This window comes from Microbacterium mangrovi, from assembly GCF_000802305.1.
Classification (GTDB): Bacteria; Actinomycetota; Actinomycetes; order Actinomycetales; family Microbacteriaceae; genus Microbacterium; species Microbacterium mangrovi.
Genome location: NZ_JTDK01000006.1, coordinates 75,270 through 93,461, shown reverse-complemented (window position 1 = coordinate 93,461; position 18,192 = coordinate 75,270). Strand labels below are relative to the sequence as shown.

General features: G+C 72.0%; 21 protein-coding genes and 1 tRNA gene. 9 read left to right on the top strand and 13 right to left on the bottom strand.

All coding sequences use genetic code 11. The annotated features are described in order from the left end of the window. Positions 1-2: 2 nt before the first annotated feature. Both LK09_RS04485 and LK09_RS04480 read left to right on the top strand, forming a co-directional pair. Complete coding sequence (locus tag LK09_RS04485) at positions 3-719, top strand: SOS response-associated peptidase (protein WP_039396540.1); 717 nt, start codon at positions 3-5, stop codon at positions 717-719. After that, a complete protein-coding gene (locus tag LK09_RS04480; RefSeq protein WP_039396536.1) occupies positions 716-1,591 on the top strand; it encodes a hypothetical protein in 876 nt (291 codons plus the stop codon). The genes LK09_RS04485 and LK09_RS04480 overlap by 4 nt, the downstream gene beginning before the upstream one ends. Here the strand turns inward: LK09_RS04480 and LK09_RS04475 are convergent, their stop codons facing one another. The 3 genes from LK09_RS04475 to LK09_RS04465 all read right to left on the bottom strand — a co-directional run bounded on the left by LK09_RS04475 (position 1,592) and on the right by LK09_RS04465 (position 5,388). Beyond that, entirely contained in the window at positions 1,592-3,280 is a 1,689-nt protein-coding gene (locus tag LK09_RS04475; RefSeq protein WP_039396533.1) for an acyl-CoA dehydrogenase family protein, read from the bottom strand. It lies immediately after the preceding gene. 41 nt (positions 3,281-3,321) lie between these two features. After that, entirely contained in the window at positions 3,322-4,371 is a 1,050-nt protein-coding gene (locus LK09_RS04470) for a YihY/virulence factor BrkB family protein (RefSeq protein ID WP_039396530.1), read from the bottom strand. Positions 4,372-4,506: 135 nt separating this feature from the next. Further along, on the bottom strand, positions 4,507-5,388 hold the full coding sequence (locus LK09_RS04465) for an SDR family oxidoreductase (protein WP_039396528.1): 882 nt from the start codon (positions 5,386-5,388) through the stop codon (positions 4,507-4,509). 84 nt (positions 5,389-5,472) lie between these two features. Between LK09_RS04465 and LK09_RS04460 the strand changes: the two genes are divergently transcribed. After that, the gene (locus LK09_RS04460) at positions 5,473-6,045 is read left to right on the top strand and encodes a TetR/AcrR family transcriptional regulator (RefSeq protein ID WP_039396525.1); all 573 of its coding nucleotides are present in this window, start codon (positions 5,473-5,475) and stop codon (positions 6,043-6,045) included. On the opposite strand, the gene LK09_RS04455 is transcribed toward LK09_RS04460, so the two are convergent. From LK09_RS04455 to LK09_RS04435, 5 genes are all read right to left on the bottom strand, one after another. Continuing rightward, the gene (locus LK09_RS04455; RefSeq protein ID WP_082008057.1) at positions 6,000-7,226 is read right to left on the bottom strand and encodes a sensor histidine kinase; all 1,227 of its coding nucleotides are present in this window, start codon (positions 7,224-7,226) and stop codon (positions 6,000-6,002) included. The genes LK09_RS04460 and LK09_RS04455 overlap by 46 nt on opposite strands. Then, complete coding sequence (locus tag LK09_RS04450; protein WP_039396523.1) at positions 7,223-7,957, bottom strand: response regulator transcription factor; 735 nt, start codon at positions 7,955-7,957, stop codon at positions 7,223-7,225. Before LK09_RS04450 ends, LK09_RS04455 begins: the two co-directional genes overlap by 4 nt. A 73-nt stretch (positions 7,958-8,030) precedes the next feature. Beyond that, the gene (locus tag LK09_RS04445; protein ID WP_039396519.1) at positions 8,031-9,368 is read right to left on the bottom strand and encodes a glycosyltransferase family 39 protein; all 1,338 of its coding nucleotides are present in this window, start codon (positions 9,366-9,368) and stop codon (positions 8,031-8,033) included. Then, on the bottom strand, positions 9,368-10,459 hold the full coding sequence (locus LK09_RS04440) for an NAD-dependent epimerase/dehydratase family protein (protein ID WP_039396511.1): 1,092 nt from the start codon (positions 10,457-10,459) through the stop codon (positions 9,368-9,370). Before LK09_RS04440 ends, LK09_RS04445 begins: the two co-directional genes overlap by 1 nt. Then, entirely contained in the window at positions 10,456-11,274 is an 819-nt protein-coding gene (locus LK09_RS04435) for an S-methyl-5'-thioinosine phosphorylase (RefSeq protein WP_039396509.1), read from the bottom strand. The genes LK09_RS04440 and LK09_RS04435 overlap by 4 nt, the downstream gene beginning before the upstream one ends. Before the next feature lie 128 nt (positions 11,275-11,402). On the opposite strand from LK09_RS04435, the gene LK09_RS21905 reads away from it, so the two are divergent. From LK09_RS21905 to LK09_RS04425, 3 genes are read left to right on the top strand one after another with little or no spacing between them, the layout of a single operon-like run. Further along, positions 11,403-11,996, top strand: a complete 594-nt coding sequence (locus LK09_RS21905) for a hypothetical protein (protein ID WP_231562956.1) — start codon at positions 11,403-11,405, stop codon at positions 11,994-11,996. Next, positions 11,986-12,597: a molybdopterin-dependent oxidoreductase gene (locus LK09_RS21900; RefSeq protein WP_231562955.1), complete on the top strand. Its 612-nt coding sequence runs from the start codon at positions 11,986-11,988 to the stop codon at positions 12,595-12,597. The genes LK09_RS21905 and LK09_RS21900 overlap by 11 nt, the downstream gene beginning before the upstream one ends. After that, positions 12,594-13,037: a hypothetical protein gene (locus LK09_RS04425; RefSeq protein WP_052226410.1), complete on the top strand. Its 444-nt coding sequence runs from the start codon at positions 12,594-12,596 to the stop codon at positions 13,035-13,037. Before LK09_RS21900 ends, LK09_RS04425 begins: the two co-directional genes overlap by 4 nt. A gap of 12 nt (positions 13,038-13,049) precedes the next feature. Here LK09_RS04425 and LK09_RS04420 read toward each other — a convergent pair whose 3' ends face one another. Genes LK09_RS04420 through LK09_RS04410 form a run of 3 tightly spaced genes read right to left on the bottom strand, consistent with a single transcriptional unit; the run spans position 13,050 to position 15,033 of the window. Beyond that, on the bottom strand, positions 13,050-13,718 hold the full coding sequence (locus tag LK09_RS04420; protein WP_039396507.1) for a methyltransferase domain-containing protein: 669 nt from the start codon (positions 13,716-13,718) through the stop codon (positions 13,050-13,052). Further along, positions 13,715-14,377 carry a TIGR04282 family arsenosugar biosynthesis glycosyltransferase gene (locus tag LK09_RS04415; RefSeq protein ID WP_082008056.1) on the bottom strand — a complete coding sequence of 221 codons (663 nt, stop codon included), beginning with the start codon at positions 14,375-14,377 and terminating at the stop codon, positions 13,715-13,717. The genes LK09_RS04420 and LK09_RS04415 overlap by 4 nt, the downstream gene beginning before the upstream one ends. After that, positions 14,374-15,033, bottom strand: coding sequence for a glycosyltransferase family 2 protein (locus tag LK09_RS04410; protein ID WP_039396505.1), 660 nt, complete (start codon positions 15,031-15,033; stop codon positions 14,374-14,376). Before LK09_RS04410 ends, LK09_RS04415 begins: the two co-directional genes overlap by 4 nt. A 134-nt stretch (positions 15,034-15,167) precedes the next feature. Here LK09_RS04410 and LK09_RS04405 point away from each other — a divergent pair, with 134 nt between their 5' ends. Together LK09_RS04405 and LK09_RS04400 are read left to right on the top strand one after the other, a co-directional pair. Next, positions 15,168-15,605, top strand: coding sequence for a MarR family winged helix-turn-helix transcriptional regulator (locus tag LK09_RS04405; protein WP_039396503.1), 438 nt, complete (start codon positions 15,168-15,170; stop codon positions 15,603-15,605). Then, positions 15,605-17,083, top strand: coding sequence for an MFS transporter (locus tag LK09_RS04400; RefSeq protein ID WP_082008055.1), 1,479 nt, complete (start codon positions 15,605-15,607; stop codon positions 17,081-17,083). Before LK09_RS04405 ends, LK09_RS04400 begins: the two co-directional genes overlap by 1 nt. A 92-nt stretch (positions 17,084-17,175) precedes the next feature. On the opposite strand, the gene LK09_RS04395 is transcribed toward LK09_RS04400, so the two are convergent. Then, positions 17,176-17,251 (bottom strand) — tRNA-Ala (locus tag LK09_RS04395). A 139-nt stretch (positions 17,252-17,390) separates the two neighbouring features. Here LK09_RS04395 and LK09_RS04390 point away from each other — a divergent pair. Beyond that, positions 17,391-17,816: a VOC family protein gene (locus tag LK09_RS04390; protein WP_039396502.1), complete on the top strand. Its 426-nt coding sequence runs from the start codon at positions 17,391-17,393 to the stop codon at positions 17,814-17,816. Positions 17,817-17,829: 13 nt separating this feature from the next. Here LK09_RS04390 and rsfS read toward each other — a convergent pair whose 3' ends face one another. Further along, entirely contained in the window at positions 17,830-18,183 is a 354-nt protein-coding gene (gene rsfS, locus LK09_RS04385) for a ribosome silencing factor (protein WP_197060999.1), read from the bottom strand. Between the last annotated feature and the right edge of the window lie 9 nt (positions 18,184-18,192).

Below are 18,192 nucleotides of genomic sequence, written 5' to 3'. Positions count from 1 at the left end.
CCATGTGCGGACGATTCGTGGTGGCCAATGTCGCGTCGGAACTCGTGGGGGTGCTCCGGGTGGACGTCGTGGGCGACGACCTGCCCGCGCCCTCGTACAACGTCGCGCCCACCAACCAGGTCGGCATCGTCCTCGATTCCGCCAAGACCGAACCGCCCACCCGCCGGCTCGAGTCGGCCCGGTGGGGCTTCGTGCCCTCGTGGGCGAAAGATCTGTCCGGAGGCGCCCGGGCGATCAACGCGCGGGCCGAGGAGGCCGAGCACAAGCCGATGTTCCGCGACGCCCTCATCAAACGCCGCGCGGTGGTTCCGGCGAGCGGCTACTACGAGTGGAAGCGCGAGGGCGAGCGCAAGATCCCGCATTTCATCCACCCCGAGGGCGATGAGCCCATGCTGTTCGCCGGCCTGTACTCGTGGTGGCGCAACCCCGCGCTCGGCGACGACGATCCCGCGCGGTGGGTGCTGAGCTTCACGATCCTCACCCGCGACGCCATCGGACGCCTCGGCTCCATCCACGACCGGATGCCACTGTTCCTCGATGCCGACTTCGCCGACGCGTGGCTCGACCCGACGGTCGAGAACGTCGGCGACGTGCTGGATGCCGCGATCGACGCCGCCCCGGACGTCGCCGGCACGCTCGAAGACCACGTGGTCGGCACCGAGGTGGGCAACGTGCGCAACGACTCCCCCTCGCTCATCGAGCCTGCGGACGCCGCGTGACCCTTCTCCCCCGCGCCGAGTGGCGGGAGATCGAGCGCGCCCACCGTGATCGGGCCGACGCACTCACGGCGGGGCACCGCGAGCGCGCGACCCGCGGCGAGCGGCATCCGGTCGAGGACTTCCTGTTCACGTACTACTCCTACAAGCCGGCGATCCTGCGCCGCTGGCATCCCGGAGCCGGCGTCGAACTGGCCGACGCGGCCGACACCGACCGCGCCACGTGGCGATGGTACGGCGCGGGCACCACACCCGGTGCCCTGGCCGTCGATGCCGCCGCGTTCCGGGCCGAGAAGCCCGAACTGGTGGATTCGATCGAACGCCTGCTGCGGGCGACCGCCGCCCGACCGGCGTCGTTCGGGTGCTTCGGACTTCACGAGTGGGCCATGGTCTACCGGCAGGGCGAGCACCGGCATCCCGTCCCGCTGCGACTCGGTCAGCAGGCCACCGACGCCGTGGTCGAGGCTCACGACCTTCGATGCACGCACTTCGACGCGTTCCGGTTCTTCACCGACGACGCGGTCCCGCGCAACCGCACCACGCTCACCCGGGCGTCGCAGCCGGCGCTCGAGCAGCCGGGCTGTCTGCACGCCAACATGGACGCCTACAAGTGGGCGGTCAAGCTGGGGCCGCTCACGCCCGGCGACCTCCTGCTCGACGCCTTCGAACTCGCACGCGACATCCGGTACCTGGACATGCAGGCATCCCCCTACGACATGCACGAGTGGGCGGGCGAACCGGTCCGGATCGAGACGCCTGAGGGCAAGGCCGAATACGTGCGCCGGCAGCGCGAATTCACGGGTCGCGCGCAGCTTCTGCGCACACGGCTGCTCGCGGCGCTCGACTCCGCCGCGGACCGACAGCAGGCGGCCTGATCAGACCGCGGCCGGTGATTCGTGACGCCGCAGGATGCGGGCGGCATCCGTTCCGCGCGGGAGGGTCCCGTACTGCGCGCCCCGATCGTCGCCCAGCCGCGCCGTGATGAACGCCTCGGCAGCATCCCGCGGCGCGAATCGCAGCATCAGCGACCCCTGCAGCGCGAGCGCGATCATCTCGGTGAGCCGGCGAGCCTGAGCCGCCGCGTCGTCGGGAGCGCGCTGCACGTCCGTGAGCAGCGTGAGCGTGCGCCGCGTGTGCGCATCGAGGATCGGATGCTCCCCCGCCGTGAGATCGAGCTCGGCAGCGAGGGCTGCGGCGGAGGCCGCATCCCGTCCGAGCGCGCGCAGCACGTCCAGCGCGATCACATTGCCCGAGCCCTCCCAGATGGCCATGACCGGCTGCTCCCGATACCGACGCGCCAGTGGGAAGCCCTCGGTGTAGCCGTTGCCGCCGAGGGACTCCATCGCCTCGTACGCGTGGTGCGGACCACGTTTGCAGACCCAGTACTTCAGCACCGGCGTGGCCAGCCGGCGAAACGCCCGGTCGGCATCCCTGGCGTCGGCTTCGAACGACTGTGCCAGGCGCAGGCCGCTGAGCAGGGCCGCCTCGTACTCGAGCGCGAGGTCCGCGAGCACGGCGGTCATCGCGGGCTGGTCGGCCAGGACCGCGCCGAACGCGCGGCGATGCCGCGCGTGCCAGGTCGCCTCCGCGACCGCCTGCCGCATGCCGGCAGCCGTCCCGAGCACGCAGTCGAGCCGGGTGCGCTGGACCATCTCGATGATCGTCGGCACGCCTCGGCCGGCCTCGCCCAGCAGGATGCCGGAGGTGCCGTCGAACTCGATCTCGCTGGACGCGTTGGCGCGGTTTCCGAGCTTGTCCTTGAGGCGCTGAATGCGGAACACGTTTCGCGTCCCGTCGGGGAGCACTCGCGGGACGAAGAGGCACGAGAGCCCTTCGTCGCGTCCTGAGCGACGGGTCTGGGCGAGCACGAGGAAGGCGTCCGACATCGGCGCGGAGCAGAACCACTTGTGCCCGGTGATGCGGTAGTCCTCACCCGTGTCGTGTTCGGCGACCGTGGTGTTCGCCCGGACGTCGGAGCCGCCCTGCTTCTCGGTCATCGCCATCCCGATCAGGGCGCTGCGCTTGCCGCCGGGCACCGACAGTCTCGGATCGTAGGTGCGAGCGTAGAGCCGCGGCAGCCACGTGCCGGCGACGGCGGTGTCGGCGATCGACGCGACGGCGGCGTGCGTCATCGACACCGGACACGCATGGCCGGGTTCGATCTGCGCGTACAGCATGAAGGTCGCCGCGCGCGCGACGGCGGCGCCGGGGCCGGGATCCGACCACGATGCCGTGTGCGCGCCGTCCGCGACCGCGGCGCCGATCACCCGGTGGTACGACGGGTCGTACTCGACCTCGTCCAGCCGGTGACCCCAGCGGTCGAAGGCGTGCAGCACGGGCTCGTGTTCGTTCGCGCGTTCGGCATCTCCCTGGAACTCTGCCGTGCCGACCCGGGTGCCGGTGACGGTGAGGGCGTCGTGCGCGTGGTCGGCTCCGAAGGCCGCCACGGCCTGCACGAGCGGCACGTTCGCGGTGTACTCGTCCAGGCCCGTCCGCCAGGGCGGCTGGTTGTCGACGGTGTGGGTGCGCAACTCGGCCTGCTGCCCGCGCGACAGGGTCGTCATACGGTCAGGCTACGCCCGTGGTCCCTGTCCTTCGTCCGAGGTCAGTCGGCCGCCGCCGCGCCGACGCGGATGCTCCGCGCGTCCTCGATCGACTTCTCGTCCTTGGCCTCTGCCTTGTCGCTGCGCCGGCTGTCGCGCACCGGCAGTTCGAGATGGCGTTCGGCGGCCACGCCGGCCTGGAGTTCGCGACCCCGCTCGATCTCGGCGTCGAGTTCCGCGCCGAACAGCAGGGCGAGGTTCGCGATCCACAGCCACAGCAGGAAGATGATCACCGCCGCGAACGACCCGTAGGTGCGCCCGTAGTTGGAGAAGTTCGCGACGTACAGTGCGAACACCAGGGTTCCGGCGACCAGCACCACGATGGCCAGGAGCGAGCCGGCGGTGATCCAGCGCGCCCGCGGCTGCTTCACGTTCGGCGTCATCCGGTAGAGCACCGTCACCAGGAGGATCACCACGAGCAGCATGAGGGGCCAGCGAAGGATGTTCCAGGCGATGCGTGCGGCGGCGCTCGCACCGAGGAATCGTCCGATCGCATCGACGAGGCCGCCGGACAGGATGAGGACGAGGGCGAGGAGCGCCATCGCCACCACCGTGACCACCGTGACGAGGAGCAGGACGGGACGCAGCTTCCAGAACGGGCGCCCTTCGCTCACCTCGTAGATCCGATTCATGGCGCGCGCGAATGCGCCCACGTACGCCGAGGCCGACCAGAGCGCGAGCAGGATGCCGACGACCAGCGCGAGACCTGCTCCCGGCGCATGGGCGAACTGTTCGATCGGCCCGCGCAGGGTCGCGACCGTGCCCGCGGGAGCCACCTGCGACAGGACGTCGAGGACGGCGCCGGCGGCATTGCCGCTCTGACCGAAGACCCCGAGCAGGGAGAACACCGCGATGAGGGCCGGGAACAGCGACAGCACGGCGTAGTAGGTCAGCGCCGCCGCCGCATCCGTGCCCTGGTCCTGACCGAACTCCCGGATCGTCCGCCGCATGACGTACTTCCAGGTGCGGCCCCGCAGGCGGTCCGGATGCCGTCGCCCGTCTGCCCGGTCCGGAGACTGCGGCTCGCTGGACGTGTCGGTCGGCGTGGCCATGGTTGCCTTCCTCTCGTCAGGCAGGTCGGCTCGTCCGCCGGACGCGCCGGGACACCCTGCGCTCCTCAGTCTCGCGCGAGCAGAGCGTCACGGAAGGCGGTTGCCGCGGGCGCGCCGTCTTGGGACAATCGGCTCTCACGGCCGGATCAGTTCGAGGTCTTCCAGCAGGCTCGGATGGGTCGGATTCCACCCCAGGGTCGCCCGGGTGTACGCGCTCGAGGACGGCTGGTCGGCCGCGAAGATCGGACCGAGGGTCCCGTAGGTCTCCGGCGGGACCGCCTGCACCGGAACCTGCAGGCGACGTCCGATGACCGCCGCGATGTCGCGCACGGCGTCGCCCTCGTCTGCGACGGCGTGCCAGCTGGAGCCGGCGGGCGCGCTTTCGAGGGCGAGCCGGAACAGCACTGCGGCATCCCGTGCGTGCACCGCCGGCCAGCGCTGCGTACCGTCGCCCGGATAGCCGGAGACACCGGACTCGCGGGCGAAACGCGTGAGCAGTCCGGCGAACCCGCCGGCGCCGTCCGCATGCACCGTGCGCGGCAGACGGACCGCACTCGTCCGCACTCCGCGATCGGCCAGGCCGAGCATCGACGTGAGAGTGACCGACCGGCCGGCGACGGGCCCGACCGTGGGGAGCGGATCGGTCTCGAGCGACGCCCGCCCGGGGATGGCGGGAGTCCCCGAGACCGAGACGAACGGCTTGCCGGTGCCCACGAGAGCATCGCCGATCGCCGCGACCGCCGCGGACTCGTCGGCGATGTCGCGAGCCAGGGCCTCGGGGCTGGAGAAGTCGTTGCCGAAGGCGAGGTGGACGGCGCCGTCGGCGCGCTCCGCGCCGCCGCGCACCGTGGTGACGTCGCCCAGGGCGCCGCGGAGCACGTCGGCCCCCGCCGCCTCGAGCGCCGCGGCGCTTCGGTCCGAACGCGCGAGACCCGTGACGGTGTGACCGCTGCGGAGAAGTTCGGCGACGACGACGGATCCGATCAGACCGGTGCCACCGGTGATGAAGACATGCATGGTGCTCCCTCGCGTTGATGCGACCTTTGTGCCATCAGTCTAGACCCGCGACGGGACAATTGTCCCATCGGATAGAATCAACGCATGCCGCGATGGGAACCGGGTGCCCGAGAACGAATGGTCGTCGCCGCCGTGGACCTGTTCACCGAGCAGGGCTACGACGCCACCACCGTCGCCCAGATCGCCGAGCGCGCCGGTGTCACCAAGAGCACCTTCTTCCGCCACTTCCCCGACAAGCGGGACGTGCTCGTCGCCGGCCAGGAGACGCTGAGCACCCTGATCTCCGAGGGGATCGCGGACGCGCCGGACGACGCGACGCCCCTCGAAGCGGTGTCCCTCGGTCTCGACCGCGTGTCTGCGGCGATGGGCTCGATGAACCGGCAGCTCGGCCCGCGGATGAAGGCGGCCGTCGCCGCGAGCGCCGAACTCCGCGAACGCGAAGCTCTCAAGAGCGTGGGGCTGGCGGCCGCGACCTCGGACGCCCTCATCGCACGCGGGGTCCCGGATGCCACGGCCCACGTCGCGGCCGAGCTGGGCGTACTGGCCTTCAAGCGCGGGTATACGCTCTGGGCCGAGTCGACGGCCGAGGTCGATCTCGCGTACTACACGCGTCAGGCGCTCGCCGAACTGCGCGCGGCATCCGCCGAGCTCGGCTGACCGCCGGCCTCCCCCGGCGATCCCTGGCCGGCCAGGAGCGGCAGCAGCACGTCGAAGCGCGCCCCGGAGGCGACGTTGCGCACGCGGATCTCTCCGCCGTGCGCCGCCACGATCCCCTGGGCGATGGTGAGGCCCAGCCCGGCCCCTCCCGAGCGTCCTGACCGGCTGTCGTCGCGCCGGTCGGCGGACGGGGTGCGTGACGCCGCGCCCCGCCATCCGGCCCGGAACACGTCTTCCAGGTCTGCGGCGGGGATGCCCCCGCCCTGGTCGACGACGCTCAGCACCGCGCGTCCGTCGTCGCGCACGTGCGTCGTGACCGAGACCGCCGTGCCGGTCGGCGAGTACTGGATCGCGTTGATGAGCAGGTTCCCCACGGCGCGGCCCAGCTCGTGGGCGTCGCCGGGCACCATCACGTCGGCGCCGGGCGATTCGCTGATGGTCACCGACCGCGTCTCGGCGAACGCGGCGAGCTCTGCGGCCGCGTCGCTGACCAGGTCGTGCAGGGAGACGGGCTCGACGGAGAGGGTCAGGCGCCCGGATTGGATCTTGGACAGCTCGAACAGATCGTCGACGAGGTCCGAGAGGTGGTCGACCTGCAGCCGCATCTGGCGGTGGAAGCGCTGCGGGTCGCTGGCGAGGCCGTCCTCGAGCGCTTCGGCCATCGCCCGGAGACCCGCGAGGGGTGTGCGCAGATCGTGGGAGATCCAGGCGACGAACTCGCGACGCGAAGCCTCGAGCGCCGCGACCTCGGCTCGGGCATCCGCCAGGCGCCGGCTGGTGAGCTCGAGCTCCTGGACGACCGCGGCAAGCTCGGATGCCGCGGCATCCGGCGCGGCGACGGCCTCCCCCTCGCCGAGGGCCTGCGCGATGCTGCGCACGCGACGGGTCTGCCGCACGAACGTCGCCGCCAGGACGATGCCGACGACGAGCGACACGACGGCCGAGACCCCGGCCACCCACAGCGTGACGGTGAGGTCGTGCAGCGAGAGGAACATGGCGCGCGCGACCGCCGCCATGCCGAGCGCTGTCGCGAGCGTCCCGGTGAGAACGACGATCGAGACCTGCAGCAGGATCGACGCGCGCCGCGCCAGGCGCAGTGCCACGATGCCGGCGAGGCCGACGACGACCGCGGCGGCGAGCGCCATCCCGATAATCGCGGCGAGATCGGCGAGGGGGATCATGCGGCATCCGCATCGAGACGGTAGCCCACGCCCCACACCGTCTGCAGGATGCGCGGGCGCGCCGGATCGTCTTCGACCTTCTCGCGGAGCCGCCGCATCGTGACGGTCACGGTCGAGAGGTCGCCGTAGCGCCACCCCCAGACCTCTTTGAGCAGCTCCTCCCGCGTGAACGCGCGCGTCGGATGCTTGAGCAGAAACGCGAACAGGTCGAACTCGCGCGTGGACAGCGCCATCGGCACGCCGTCTCTCAGCACGTAGCGCGCCGAGGGATGCAGGGTGAATCCGCCGACGTCGAAGGGGACCTCGGGCGCGTAGTCGGCGACGCTCCGGCGCAGCACCGTGCCCACCCGGAGCACCAGTTCGCGCGGCGAGAAGGGCTTCGTCAGGTAGTCGTCCGCGCCGGCCTCGAGCCCGTCGATCCGGTCGTCCGTCGCTCCGAGGGCAGTCAGCATGACGACCGGGACATCGCGCTCCGCGCGGATCCGCCGGCACACCTCGACGCCGTCGATGCCGGGCAGCATGCGGTCCATCACGATCAGATCGGGGACGCGCTCGGCGAGCAGGTCCATCGCCGCGAACCCGTCGCCCACCTCGTCGACGAGACAGCCCGCCGCCTCGAGGTACGTGCGCACCACCTCGCGCACCGTCTCGTCGTCCTCGACGACGAGGATGCGCCGATCGCTGAGGGCGCCCACAGCGGCCGGCGGGTCGGCCTCGGGGTCAATCGCCATGCCGTCATCGTACGTCGGCGCCCTGGTCGGGCCGGGGTGCTGACCTTACGGCTCGGTGACAACGCACGGCGCATCACCACCCGGTCTTGACGAGATGCTCGACCAGGAGTGCGAACACCGCCTGCCCGGCCAGCCCCCACCGCTGCCACCGTGGCGTGAGCAGTGCCGTGCCGACGAGGGTCCACGGCACGAACGGCAGCCAGATGCGCTCGACTTCCGCGCGGCTCATCTGCGAGGCGTCCGCCAGCAGCACCGTCGTGACCGCCGCGAGGCAGAGCACGATCGCCACGACCGCGGCACGCGGCAACGGCGGCCTGGCGCCGGTCAGGCGCGCGGCCGCCGCCGCGCCGGCGGTCGCGACGGCGGCTCCGGCGATCGGACCCGTGCTGACCGCGAAGGCGGCGAGGTTCGCCCAGGTCCAGTACGCGGCGGGCCGGGAGGACGCGAGACCGTCCCAGTAGCGGCGGGTCAGGACCGGCAGTGCCTCCCACCACGCGAAGCCTGCGACGGCGAATCCGCCGACGACCAGCACGACGCCCGCGACCACCCACGGGAGCGGTCGCAGGCTCCGGGCGAGGACGAGCACCGCGAGCGCGAGGACGGCGACGAGCGCCAGCCCGTAGGACATCAGAAGGCAGACCCCGAACAGGATGCCGGACGCTCCCGCCCACACCCGTGCGCGCACGCCGACCGACGTCGCGGCGAGGGCCAGGGTGCACAGCGCCCACGCGGCGACGGCCGCGAAGACGGCATCGCCGGTGCTCGCCATCCAGATCGCCGCGGGCGCGATCACGAGGAACGGCGCGGATCGGCGCGCGGCCTCCTCGCCGCCGAGCCGGCGCATGGTGGTCAGGACGGCGACGGCGGTGGTCGACGCGAGGAGCACGATCACCAGGCCCGACGCGATCGCACTGCCGAGGCCGAGGCGCACCAGCAGCACGAAGAACAGCACGGCCCCCGGCGGATGCCCCGCCACGTGCACCGGCCAATTGTGCGGGGCGGCGCTGAACGGGATCCGGGCGACGAACTCGCGCAGCATCGCCCCGACGTCGGTGATGGTCCGCGCCGTGGGCAGGTAGTCGTTGCCGTGGTCGAGCTGCGCGGCGATGCCCGCCCAGCCGTCCACCGTGGCCAGGCTCAGCATCCAGCCGATCCCGGCCAGGACGACGACGACCTGGAGCCGCCACCAGGGCCAGCGCGTGATCCGGGGTGCGAAGACGACGGCGGCGACGGCGAGCAGGATGGCCGCGGGCGTTCCCGGACCGACCCGCGGCTGCCACGGCCCGTGGAGCGGTGCGACGCCCAGGCTGTGCACGGCCCAGCCGGTGAGCGGCGGCACCGCGGCGGCGACGGCGATCAACGCGATCGTGACGCCCAGTCCCGCCCACGCCGCCCGGGTCGGTCGCGTCATCACGGTGGCGGCACCGGGCGCCGGAACCGCGTGGACGCGAGTTCCCGGATGCCGTCGGCGAAGTCGATCTCGGCGCGCCAGTCGAGTTCGTAGCGGGCCCGGGTGACGGACGCGGTGATGTGCCGGACGTCGCCGAGGCGGTATCCCCCGGCGATCTGCGGGGCGGGGCCGCCCAGGGCCCCGGCGAGGGCGTCTGCCAGGTCGCCGACGGTGCGGGGGCTTCCGGAGCCGATGTTGAAGGCGCGCGCGGGCGGGGCGGATGCCCGGGGATCCTGCGTCCAGGCCAGTGCCGCGAGGTTGGCGGCGGCGACATCGCGGACGTGGACGAAGTCACGGCGCTGACCGCCGTCCTCGAAGACCTGCGGGGCTCGTCCGGCGGCCAGCGAGGAGCGGAAGATCGCGGCCACGCCCGCGTACGGCGTATCGCGCGGCATCCGCGGCCCGTAGACGTTGTGGTAGCGAAGCAGTGCGGCCCGTCCGCCGGTCTCGCGGGCCCACGCGGCGGCGAGATGCTCCTGCGCGAGCTTCGACGCCGCGTAGACGTTGCGCGGATCGGTTCCGTCGTCCTCTCCCGTGAGCGCCGGCGAAACGGGCGAACCGGTCCGGGGAGAGACCGGCTCGAACCGCCCCGCCGCCAGGTCGGCGGCCGTCCGGTGGGGCGTTGCCAGGCGGCCGCGTTCGTCGCAGCTCACGCCGGCACCGTAGACGACCATCGAGGAGGCCAGGACGAACCGCGAGACGCCGGCGCGGGTCATCGCCCGCAACAGCACGGCGGTCCCGGAGGCGTTGGTGTGCATGTAGTCCGGCGCATCGCTGAAGTCGACGCCGAGCCCCACCTTCGCGGCGAGGTGCAGCACCGCGTCGGTGCCACGCACCGCGCGGGCGGCGACCGATGGATCGGTGACGTCGCCGACGAGGAACTCCGCGTCACCGCACACCGCCGTGGGCGTCCAGCCATCCGGCCTCACCGGGTGGACGTCGGGCCGCAGCGAGTCCAGCACGCGCACCCGCATGCCCGCTCCCAGCGCCGCCTCCACCACGTGCGACCCGATGAACCCGGCCCCGCCGGTGATCAGGAGCATGCCCGTCATGCCGGAGATCCCGCGAGGAGCGTGCGCACGACCTCCGGCGGCACGAGCGTCCGGGGTGCGTAGTCACGAGGCAGCGCGCGGATCGCGGCATCCAGCACCGCGACGATCCGCGGTCGGGCCTCCGACAGCCGCTGCAGCACCGTCTCGGCGGTGACGACGGGGCTTCCGCTGCCCGGTCCGGCATCCGCGTCGGTGACGAACGCGAGACTCGCGTAGCCCAGCCCGAGTTCCGCGGCGAGGGCCGCCTCCGGGTACTGGGTCATGTTGACGACGTCGGCGCCCTCGGCACGCAGCGCACGGGATTCGGCGCGCGTGGAGAATCGCGGACCCCGGATGACGGCCGTCGTCGCGACCGTCGTCATCGCCTCGCCGCTCGCCGAGAGCCCGTCTGCGAGAGCGGCGCGGATGGCCGGGCAGAACGGATCGGCGAACGGAAGATGCTGCGGCACATCCTCGAAGAAGGTGTCGTCGATGCGCCCCGTGCGATCGAGGAGCTGGTCGGGCACGACGAACTGCCCGGGCGGCAGCTGCGGGTGGAGGCTCCCGACGGCCGCCGTGGCGATCACCGCCCGGACGCCGAGGGACGCGAGCGCCCACACGTTGGCCCGATACGGCACGCGGCGAGGCGACAGCGAGTGGCCGGATCCGTGCCGGGCGAGGAACGCGACGGTCCGTCCGGCGAATCGGCCCACGGCGATCCCGGCGGACGGTGCGCCGTACGGCGTGGAGACGACACGAATCTCCGGTTCGTCGATCAGCTCGTACATCCCGGAGCCGCCGATGACCGCGATATCGATGGGCTGCTGTGCGTGCATGAGCCCACGTTCGCAACCGGGCGTCGCCGTCGCACGTGCATCCGGTGACGAACCGATGACGGATGTTGTCCCCGGTTCGTAAGCCGACGGCCCGCTGCCGTCCCCTCCCGCCGGGACACAATGACGGCATGTCCCGCCTCGTGGATCGGATCGGAGGCCGGCTGGAGCCGCGCTTCGCCGCCGCCCGGCGTGCTCTCGGAACGCCCGAGCGGAACCCGCGCACGGCCGTCGTGATCGGGCGGCTGCTCGGCGCGGGCATGCTCGTGTGCTTCGCCACCGGGGTGTACAGCCACCTCCTGCAGCACCCGATTCCCGGGCTCGCCCTCCCGACGCGACCCGTCTCGCTCTACGCGTGGACGCAGGGAGCACACGTCACCATCGGGGAGATGCTCATCCCGCTGCTGCTCGCCAAGCTCTGGGTGGTCTATCCGCGGCTGTTCGAGTGGCCGCCGGTGCGGTCGTTCTCCCACGCGATCGAACGCGCATCGATCGCCGCGCTGGTCGGCACGGCGCTGCTCCAGCTGCTGATGGGCACCCTGAACACCTTCCAGTGGTACCCGTGGCCCTTCTCGTTCCCGCGCACGCACTGGGCGCTGTCGTGGGTGCTGATCGGCCTCATCGCCGTGCACGTCGGCATCAAGCTCCCCCTCATCATGCGCGAGTGGCGGCGGAGTCCCGCGGCAACGGCACCCGATCGCGAGGAGTCGCCCCATGAACGATGAACGGCCCCCGAGCCGGCGGGCGTTCCTGCTCGGGGTCGGGGCGTCGGCGGTGCTCCTCGGCGCTCTCACCGGAGGCCAGTCGTTCGGGGCGCTCGTACCGCTGAACGCCTTCGCACCGCGCGTCAAGGGTGCCGGCCCGCAGTCGCTCCCGGTCAATCGCACCGGTGCCCAGGCGGGGGTGACCGCATCCGCTCTCTCCGCCGGCTGGCGGCTGCGCGTGACCGGTCCTCGCGGCACGGTCGCGCTCTCGCGGGCGCAGCTGGCGGCGATGCCGCAGGCGTCCGCCCGCCTGCCGATCGCGTGCGTGGAGGGATGGAGCACGACCGCGGACTGGTCGGGGATTCGCCTCGCCGACCTGCTGGATGCCGCCGGCATCCCACCCCGGAGCACGATCCGGCTCGACAGCCTGCAGACGAGGGGCGGGTACCGTTCCACGACCCTGGGTCCGGAGTACGCGCGCGATCCGCTGGCGCTCGTCGCCCTGCGGGTCAACGGAGAGACCCTCGACCTCGACCACGGGTATCCGGCGCGGATCATCGTCCCCGGCCGGCCCGGCGCGCTGCAGACGAAGTGGCTGCAGACGATCGCGGAGCACGCATGAGCGCACGCGCCGGGATCGTGCGGGCGGCCCTCGTCGCGGTCGGCGTCGGGACCGCCGGCTTCGGAGCCCTGACCCTGGTGACGACGATCGCCCCGGTGCAAGTCGCCTGGGTCGTGGTGTGGCTGGCCGCCGCGGTGGTGATCCATGACGGACTCCTCGTGCCGGCGCTGTCGGTCGCCCGATCCCGCCTGCGGGCATGGGGTGTGCGATGGGCGCGCGGCGTCACCGTGGCGATCGAGACGGGGTTCATGGCCTTCGCCACGACGGCGCTGTTCGTCATCCCCGAGATCTGGGCTCAGCTGCGCGGCAACGCCAATCCGACCGTCCTGCAGGGCGACTACGCTGCCCGGCTCGTCGTGCTCGGGATCGCGATCGCAGGTCTCGTGCTGGTGTTCTCCTGGTCGGCCGACGCCCGGGAGCGCCGCCGCGATCGCCGTTAGGCGGGCCGGACGTCAGAAGCCGTACTCGGCGAAGGAACGCCCCGCCGCGCGCCATTCGCGCCGGCACGTCAGCCCCGCGGCGCGCGCATGCCGCCGCAGCGCGTTCGCTCCGGCCTCCGCCCAGGGGAAGGTCTCGCTGACCGCACCGGAGTCGTCCTCGACGATCCCCGCGAAGCGTGCGTCCCGGTCTTCGTCGGGGTGGGTCTCGACCACGATGACGCCTGCGGGGTGGAGCAGTTCGGCGCATCGCGCCAGCAGGAGGTTCGGATCTCCTCCGATGCCGATGTTCCCGTCCAGGAGCAGGGCCGTGGCCCACGTGCCTTCTGCGGGCAGGGCGTCGAAGACCGAGCCGTGCAGGGCGATCACACCGCGGGCCGCGGCGATCGCGACGGATGCCGCGGACACGTCGATCCCCAGCGCGGGGCGCCGAGCGCGGGCGGCGGCCAGCAGCATCCTCCCCGGCCCGCAGCCGATGTCCAGCACGGGGCCGCGCCGCGCCCGGAGGAGTCGCCGCTCGGCGGCGGACGGGTCGCCCAGGAAACGCCCCACGTCCACCGCGACGCCCGGCCGCCCGGCGGCGGCATCGCGCAGAGTGAGGGCGGATGCTGCGCCGAGCAGCACGCGCTCGTACGGTTCCGACCCGCCGGCTCCGAACGCGGGCGCCATCGCCGGGAACGTCACGGGTCGACCGTGAGTCGGGCCAGCAGCAGCGCGCCGGCGTCCGGATGGCGGAACATCTTGTGCAGGTTGCCCTCCGGCGGCACGGCCGGCAGCACGCGTCGGAGGCTGTAGACGTCGTCGATGTCGGTCCGCGTGGGCAGCATTCTCACCCGATACCCGCGGCGCAGGAGGTGAGCGTGCACGCGCGCCCCGGTGTCCGCTCGCGACATCGGGATCCCGTGCACCGCCTCGCCGTCGGGCCGGCCCATCGCGAGGGCCCAGAATCCGCCGTCGGAGGCGGGGCCCAACCATGCCTCCTCCACCGCGGCCTCGTGCTCCCAGGAGCGGAACACCGCCTCGACGTCCGACATGCGCAGGTGCGGGGTGTCCATGCCGAGGAGCAGCACCGGCTCCGCGAAGTCATCGAGCACGGCGCCGATCCGCAGGTCCAGGGCACCGGAGTCCTGAGGGCGCACCTCGAACCCGGACGTGTCGAAGTCCGGGTTGCCGTCGAACGCCAGAACCCGCCGGTCCACGGGCATCCGGCGCACGAGCGTCAGTGTGTCCGCGAGGCTCGCGGCGGCGATCGCGGCGGCGTCCGCTGCGGTGAACGGAGGGCAGAGCCGGGTCTTGACCCGGCCCGGCAGGCACTCCTTCGCCAGGACGACGACCGCGGTCATGCGCGCGCCTCGTGCAGCAGGCGGGACATGTCCGCGACCGCCGAGAACGTGCCGCGCACGGTGCCGGTCACCTTCGATCGCCCGATGCGCGGCCGGTAGGTCACGTCCACTTCTCGGATGCGCCAGCCGGCTTCACTCGCTCGCAGCACCATCTCCAGCGGGTAGCCGCTCCGGCGATCGGTGAGGCCGAGCGCGAGCAGGTCGGCCCGACGGGCGGCGCGCATCGGGCCGAGGTCGCGCAGGGTGAGTCCGGTGAGCGCGCGCAGCCGCGCGGTGAGGGCGGCGTTCGCCACCCGTGCGTGGACCGGCCAGGCGCGGCCGGATGCCGGTCGCCGGCGCCCGAGCACCAGATCGGCCTCCCCCGCGATGACCGGTCGGCAGACGCGGTCGAGTTCTGCGAGGTCGAGCGAGCCGTCGGCGTCGCAGAACGCGACGATGTCAGCGGTGGCGGCCAGGAGCCCGCGATGGGCCGCGGAGCCGAACCCGCGCACCGGCTCGTCGACGACGGTCGCACCGTGTGCCGCCGCCCACTCCCCCGAACCGTCCGACGAGCCGTTGTCGACGACGATCGCCCGGCAGTGGGGAGGGACGCGCGACAGCACTGCGGCCAGCGCGTCCCGTTCGTCGAGGCAGGGCAGGATGATGTCGACCGGCATGTCTTCGACGCTACGAACGAAGGCAGCGCCGGCGCCCGCCCGGATGCTTACAAACCGGGAACACCTCGTCCCTGGGCGGACGCGCCGGTCACGGAAGGATAGCCAGGTACAACTGAACAGTTTAGCCTGTCTATATGCCCGAGCAACGCACCGACTCCGCAGTCCACGTCGCGATCGACCTGCGCGCCGTCGTCGCCCGCCTGTTGCGCCGATTCCGCGAGGCGGGCGCCGATGACGAGATCACGCCGTCCCAGGCCTCCGCACTCGCCCGCCTCAGCAAGGGCGGCGTCTCGACGGTCAGCGTCCTCGCCGCCGCCGAGAAGGTGCGACCGCAGTCCATGGCCGCGACGATCGAGGCGCTCGAGAGCGCCGGCCTGGTCACCCGCACCCCGGATCCGCGCGACGGACGCCGTCAGATCATCGACCTCACCGAGGCCGGATGGCAGCACGTCGAGGGGCAGCGCGAAGCCGGTGCGGCCTGGCTCGAAGAAACGCTCGGCACCCGGGTCAGTGCGGACGAACTGCGCACTCTCGGGGAGGCCGTCGCCATCCTGCAGCGGGTGCTCGCCTGATGGCGCTGAAGCCTCCGCCCGCCGATCGCTTCGACAGGCGACTGCTGGCGCCGATGATGCTCGGCGCCACGCTGAACCCGGTCAACACCGCGATCATCGCGGTCGCACTGACCCCGATCGGCATCGCCCTGGGCGCCCCCGCATCCGACACGGTGTGGCTCGTGTCGAGCCTGTACCTCGTCACTGCCATCGGTCAGCCGCTCGTGGGGCGCCTGGTGGACATCTTCGGCGTCAAGCGCCTGTTCCTCGCGGGAGGCGCGCTCGTGGCGCTGGCCGGTGCGATCGGCCTGTTCGCGCCGACGTCCTCGAGCAGCATCTGGTGGCTCGTGGCATCCCGGGTCATCCTCGGCATCGGCACCTGCGCCGGATACCCCGCTGCCATGCACATGATCCGCGCCGAGGGGCGGCGCACCGGCATGGCGTCGCCGGCCGGCATCCTCACCGCCCTCGCCGTCACCACCCAGACGGTCGCGGTCGTCGGCCCGACCCTGGGCGGACTCCTCATCGGCACCTGGGGCTGGCGGGCGACCTTCGCGGTGAACATCCCGCTGGGGATCGCGAGCGTGGTGCTCGGCTGGATCTTCTTCCCGCGCAAGACGGGACTCGAACCCGCACCCGCAGACCGTCCCCGCATCGACGCCGCCGGTGTCGCGCTGTTCGCGATCACGATGCTCGCCCTGCTGGTGTTCCTGCAGAACATCTCGTTCGGCCTCGTCTGGCTGCTGGCGGTCGCGCTCGTCGCCGGCGCGGCGATGGTGTCCTGGGAGCTGCGCACGGCGGAGCCGTTCATCGATGTGCGCGTGCTCGGCGGCAACGTCCCGCTGCTGCTCACCTACCTGCGTTCGACGCTCACCGCGATCATCGCCTACACGTTCGTCTACGGATTCACGCAGTGGCTCGAAGACGGGCGCGGACTCACCGCCACCGGAGCGGGCCTCGTGCTGCTCCCGGTGTTCGCGGCGGGGATCATCGCCTCGATCACGTTCGGCCGCCGCCCCGAGGTCCTCTGGAAGCTGCTCGTCGGCTCGATCGCCCAGCTCGTCGCGGGCGTGCTGGTGCTCTTCATGACGGGCGATTCCCCGATCTGGATGCTCGTGGTCACCATGCTCGTGCTCGGCATCCCGCAGGGCCTGAACAACCTCGCCATCCAGAACACGCTGTACTACCAGGCCGAGCCCGAGCGCATCGCGTCGTCCGCAGGACTGCTGCGCACCTTCATGTATCTCGGCGCGATCATCTCGTCGGTCGTCTACGGCAACGTGTACGGCGCTCGCGCGACCACCGGCGGCCTGCATACGCTCGGCTGGGTCGTCATCGGGATCTCGATCGTGTTCTTCCTGGTGACCGTGTTCGACCGCAGCCTCCGGCGGCTGGGGCGCCCCTCGCCGCAGGATGCCGAGACGACAGCGCGTCCTGACCCGGCGGCCGATCCCCGCACAGCTCCGCGCGGCCCTGCGCCCCGTGCCCAGGACAGATAAGCGCATCGCAGCACGAGAACGGCGAACGCGGCCGTTCAGTCCGACAGAAAACCCCCGGAGATCCGCGAAGTACCGCGTCTTTCCGGGGGTGATGGTGGACCTGAGGGGACTCGAACCCCTGACCCCCTGCATGCCATGCAGGTGCGCTACCAGCTGCGCCACAGGCCCATCTTTTCGTCTTCCCGGCCTCCCGGGGCAACTCCTCTACCTTACAACACATTTCGCGCGGGCCCGAACTCGGCCGGCATCCCGGGCGCGTTGTCGGAGCCCCGGCGTAGTCTCGGCGCATCCGATGGATGGAGGCGCCATGGCCGGTCTCGGCAACATCACGTTCTACGCGGACGATCCCGTTCGACTGTCCCACTTCTGGGCGGACGTCTTCGGGTATCCGCACACCGAGTTCGACGGCGAGCTCAAAGACATGCTGCTCGCAAATGGACTGACCGAGGTCGATCTCGCCCACCGCGGGCTCGCCGAAGATCCCGACGGCATCGGGCCACGGCTGTTCTTCCACCACGCCGGCGAACGGAAGACGGGCCGAAACCGCATCCACCTCGACATCGCGGCGACGCCGGGCCGCCGGCCCGCTCCCGACGAACTCGACGCGGAGAAGGATCGTCTCGTCGCGCTCGGGGCGAGCGTCGTTCGACTCGTCGAACAGGACTGGGGTCCGTGGGGCGAGCGGTACTACCAGCTGCAGGATCCCGAGGGCAACGAGTTCTGCCTTCAGTGACTCCGCGAAGCGGTCAGGCCTCGACCTCGGCGGGCGCCGTCAGTTCGACGGGGACCGTCGGGCAGTCCTTCCAGAGGCGCTCGAGACCGTAGTAGGTGCGCTCATCGGGGTGGAACACGTGCACGATGAGGTCGCCGAAGTCCAGCAGGACCCAGCGCGCCTCCTGCCGGCCCTCGCGGCGCAGCCGCTTGTGACCGGCCTCGAGCAGGCGATCCTCCACCTCGTCGGCGATCGCCGCGACGTTGCGTTCGCTGCGGCCGGTCACCAGCAGGAAGACGTCGACCAGCGGGAGCGGCTCGGAGACGTCGAGGGCGACGAGGTCCTCACCGCCCAGCTTGTCGGCGGCACGTGCCGCGATCTGCAGCATCTGACGGCC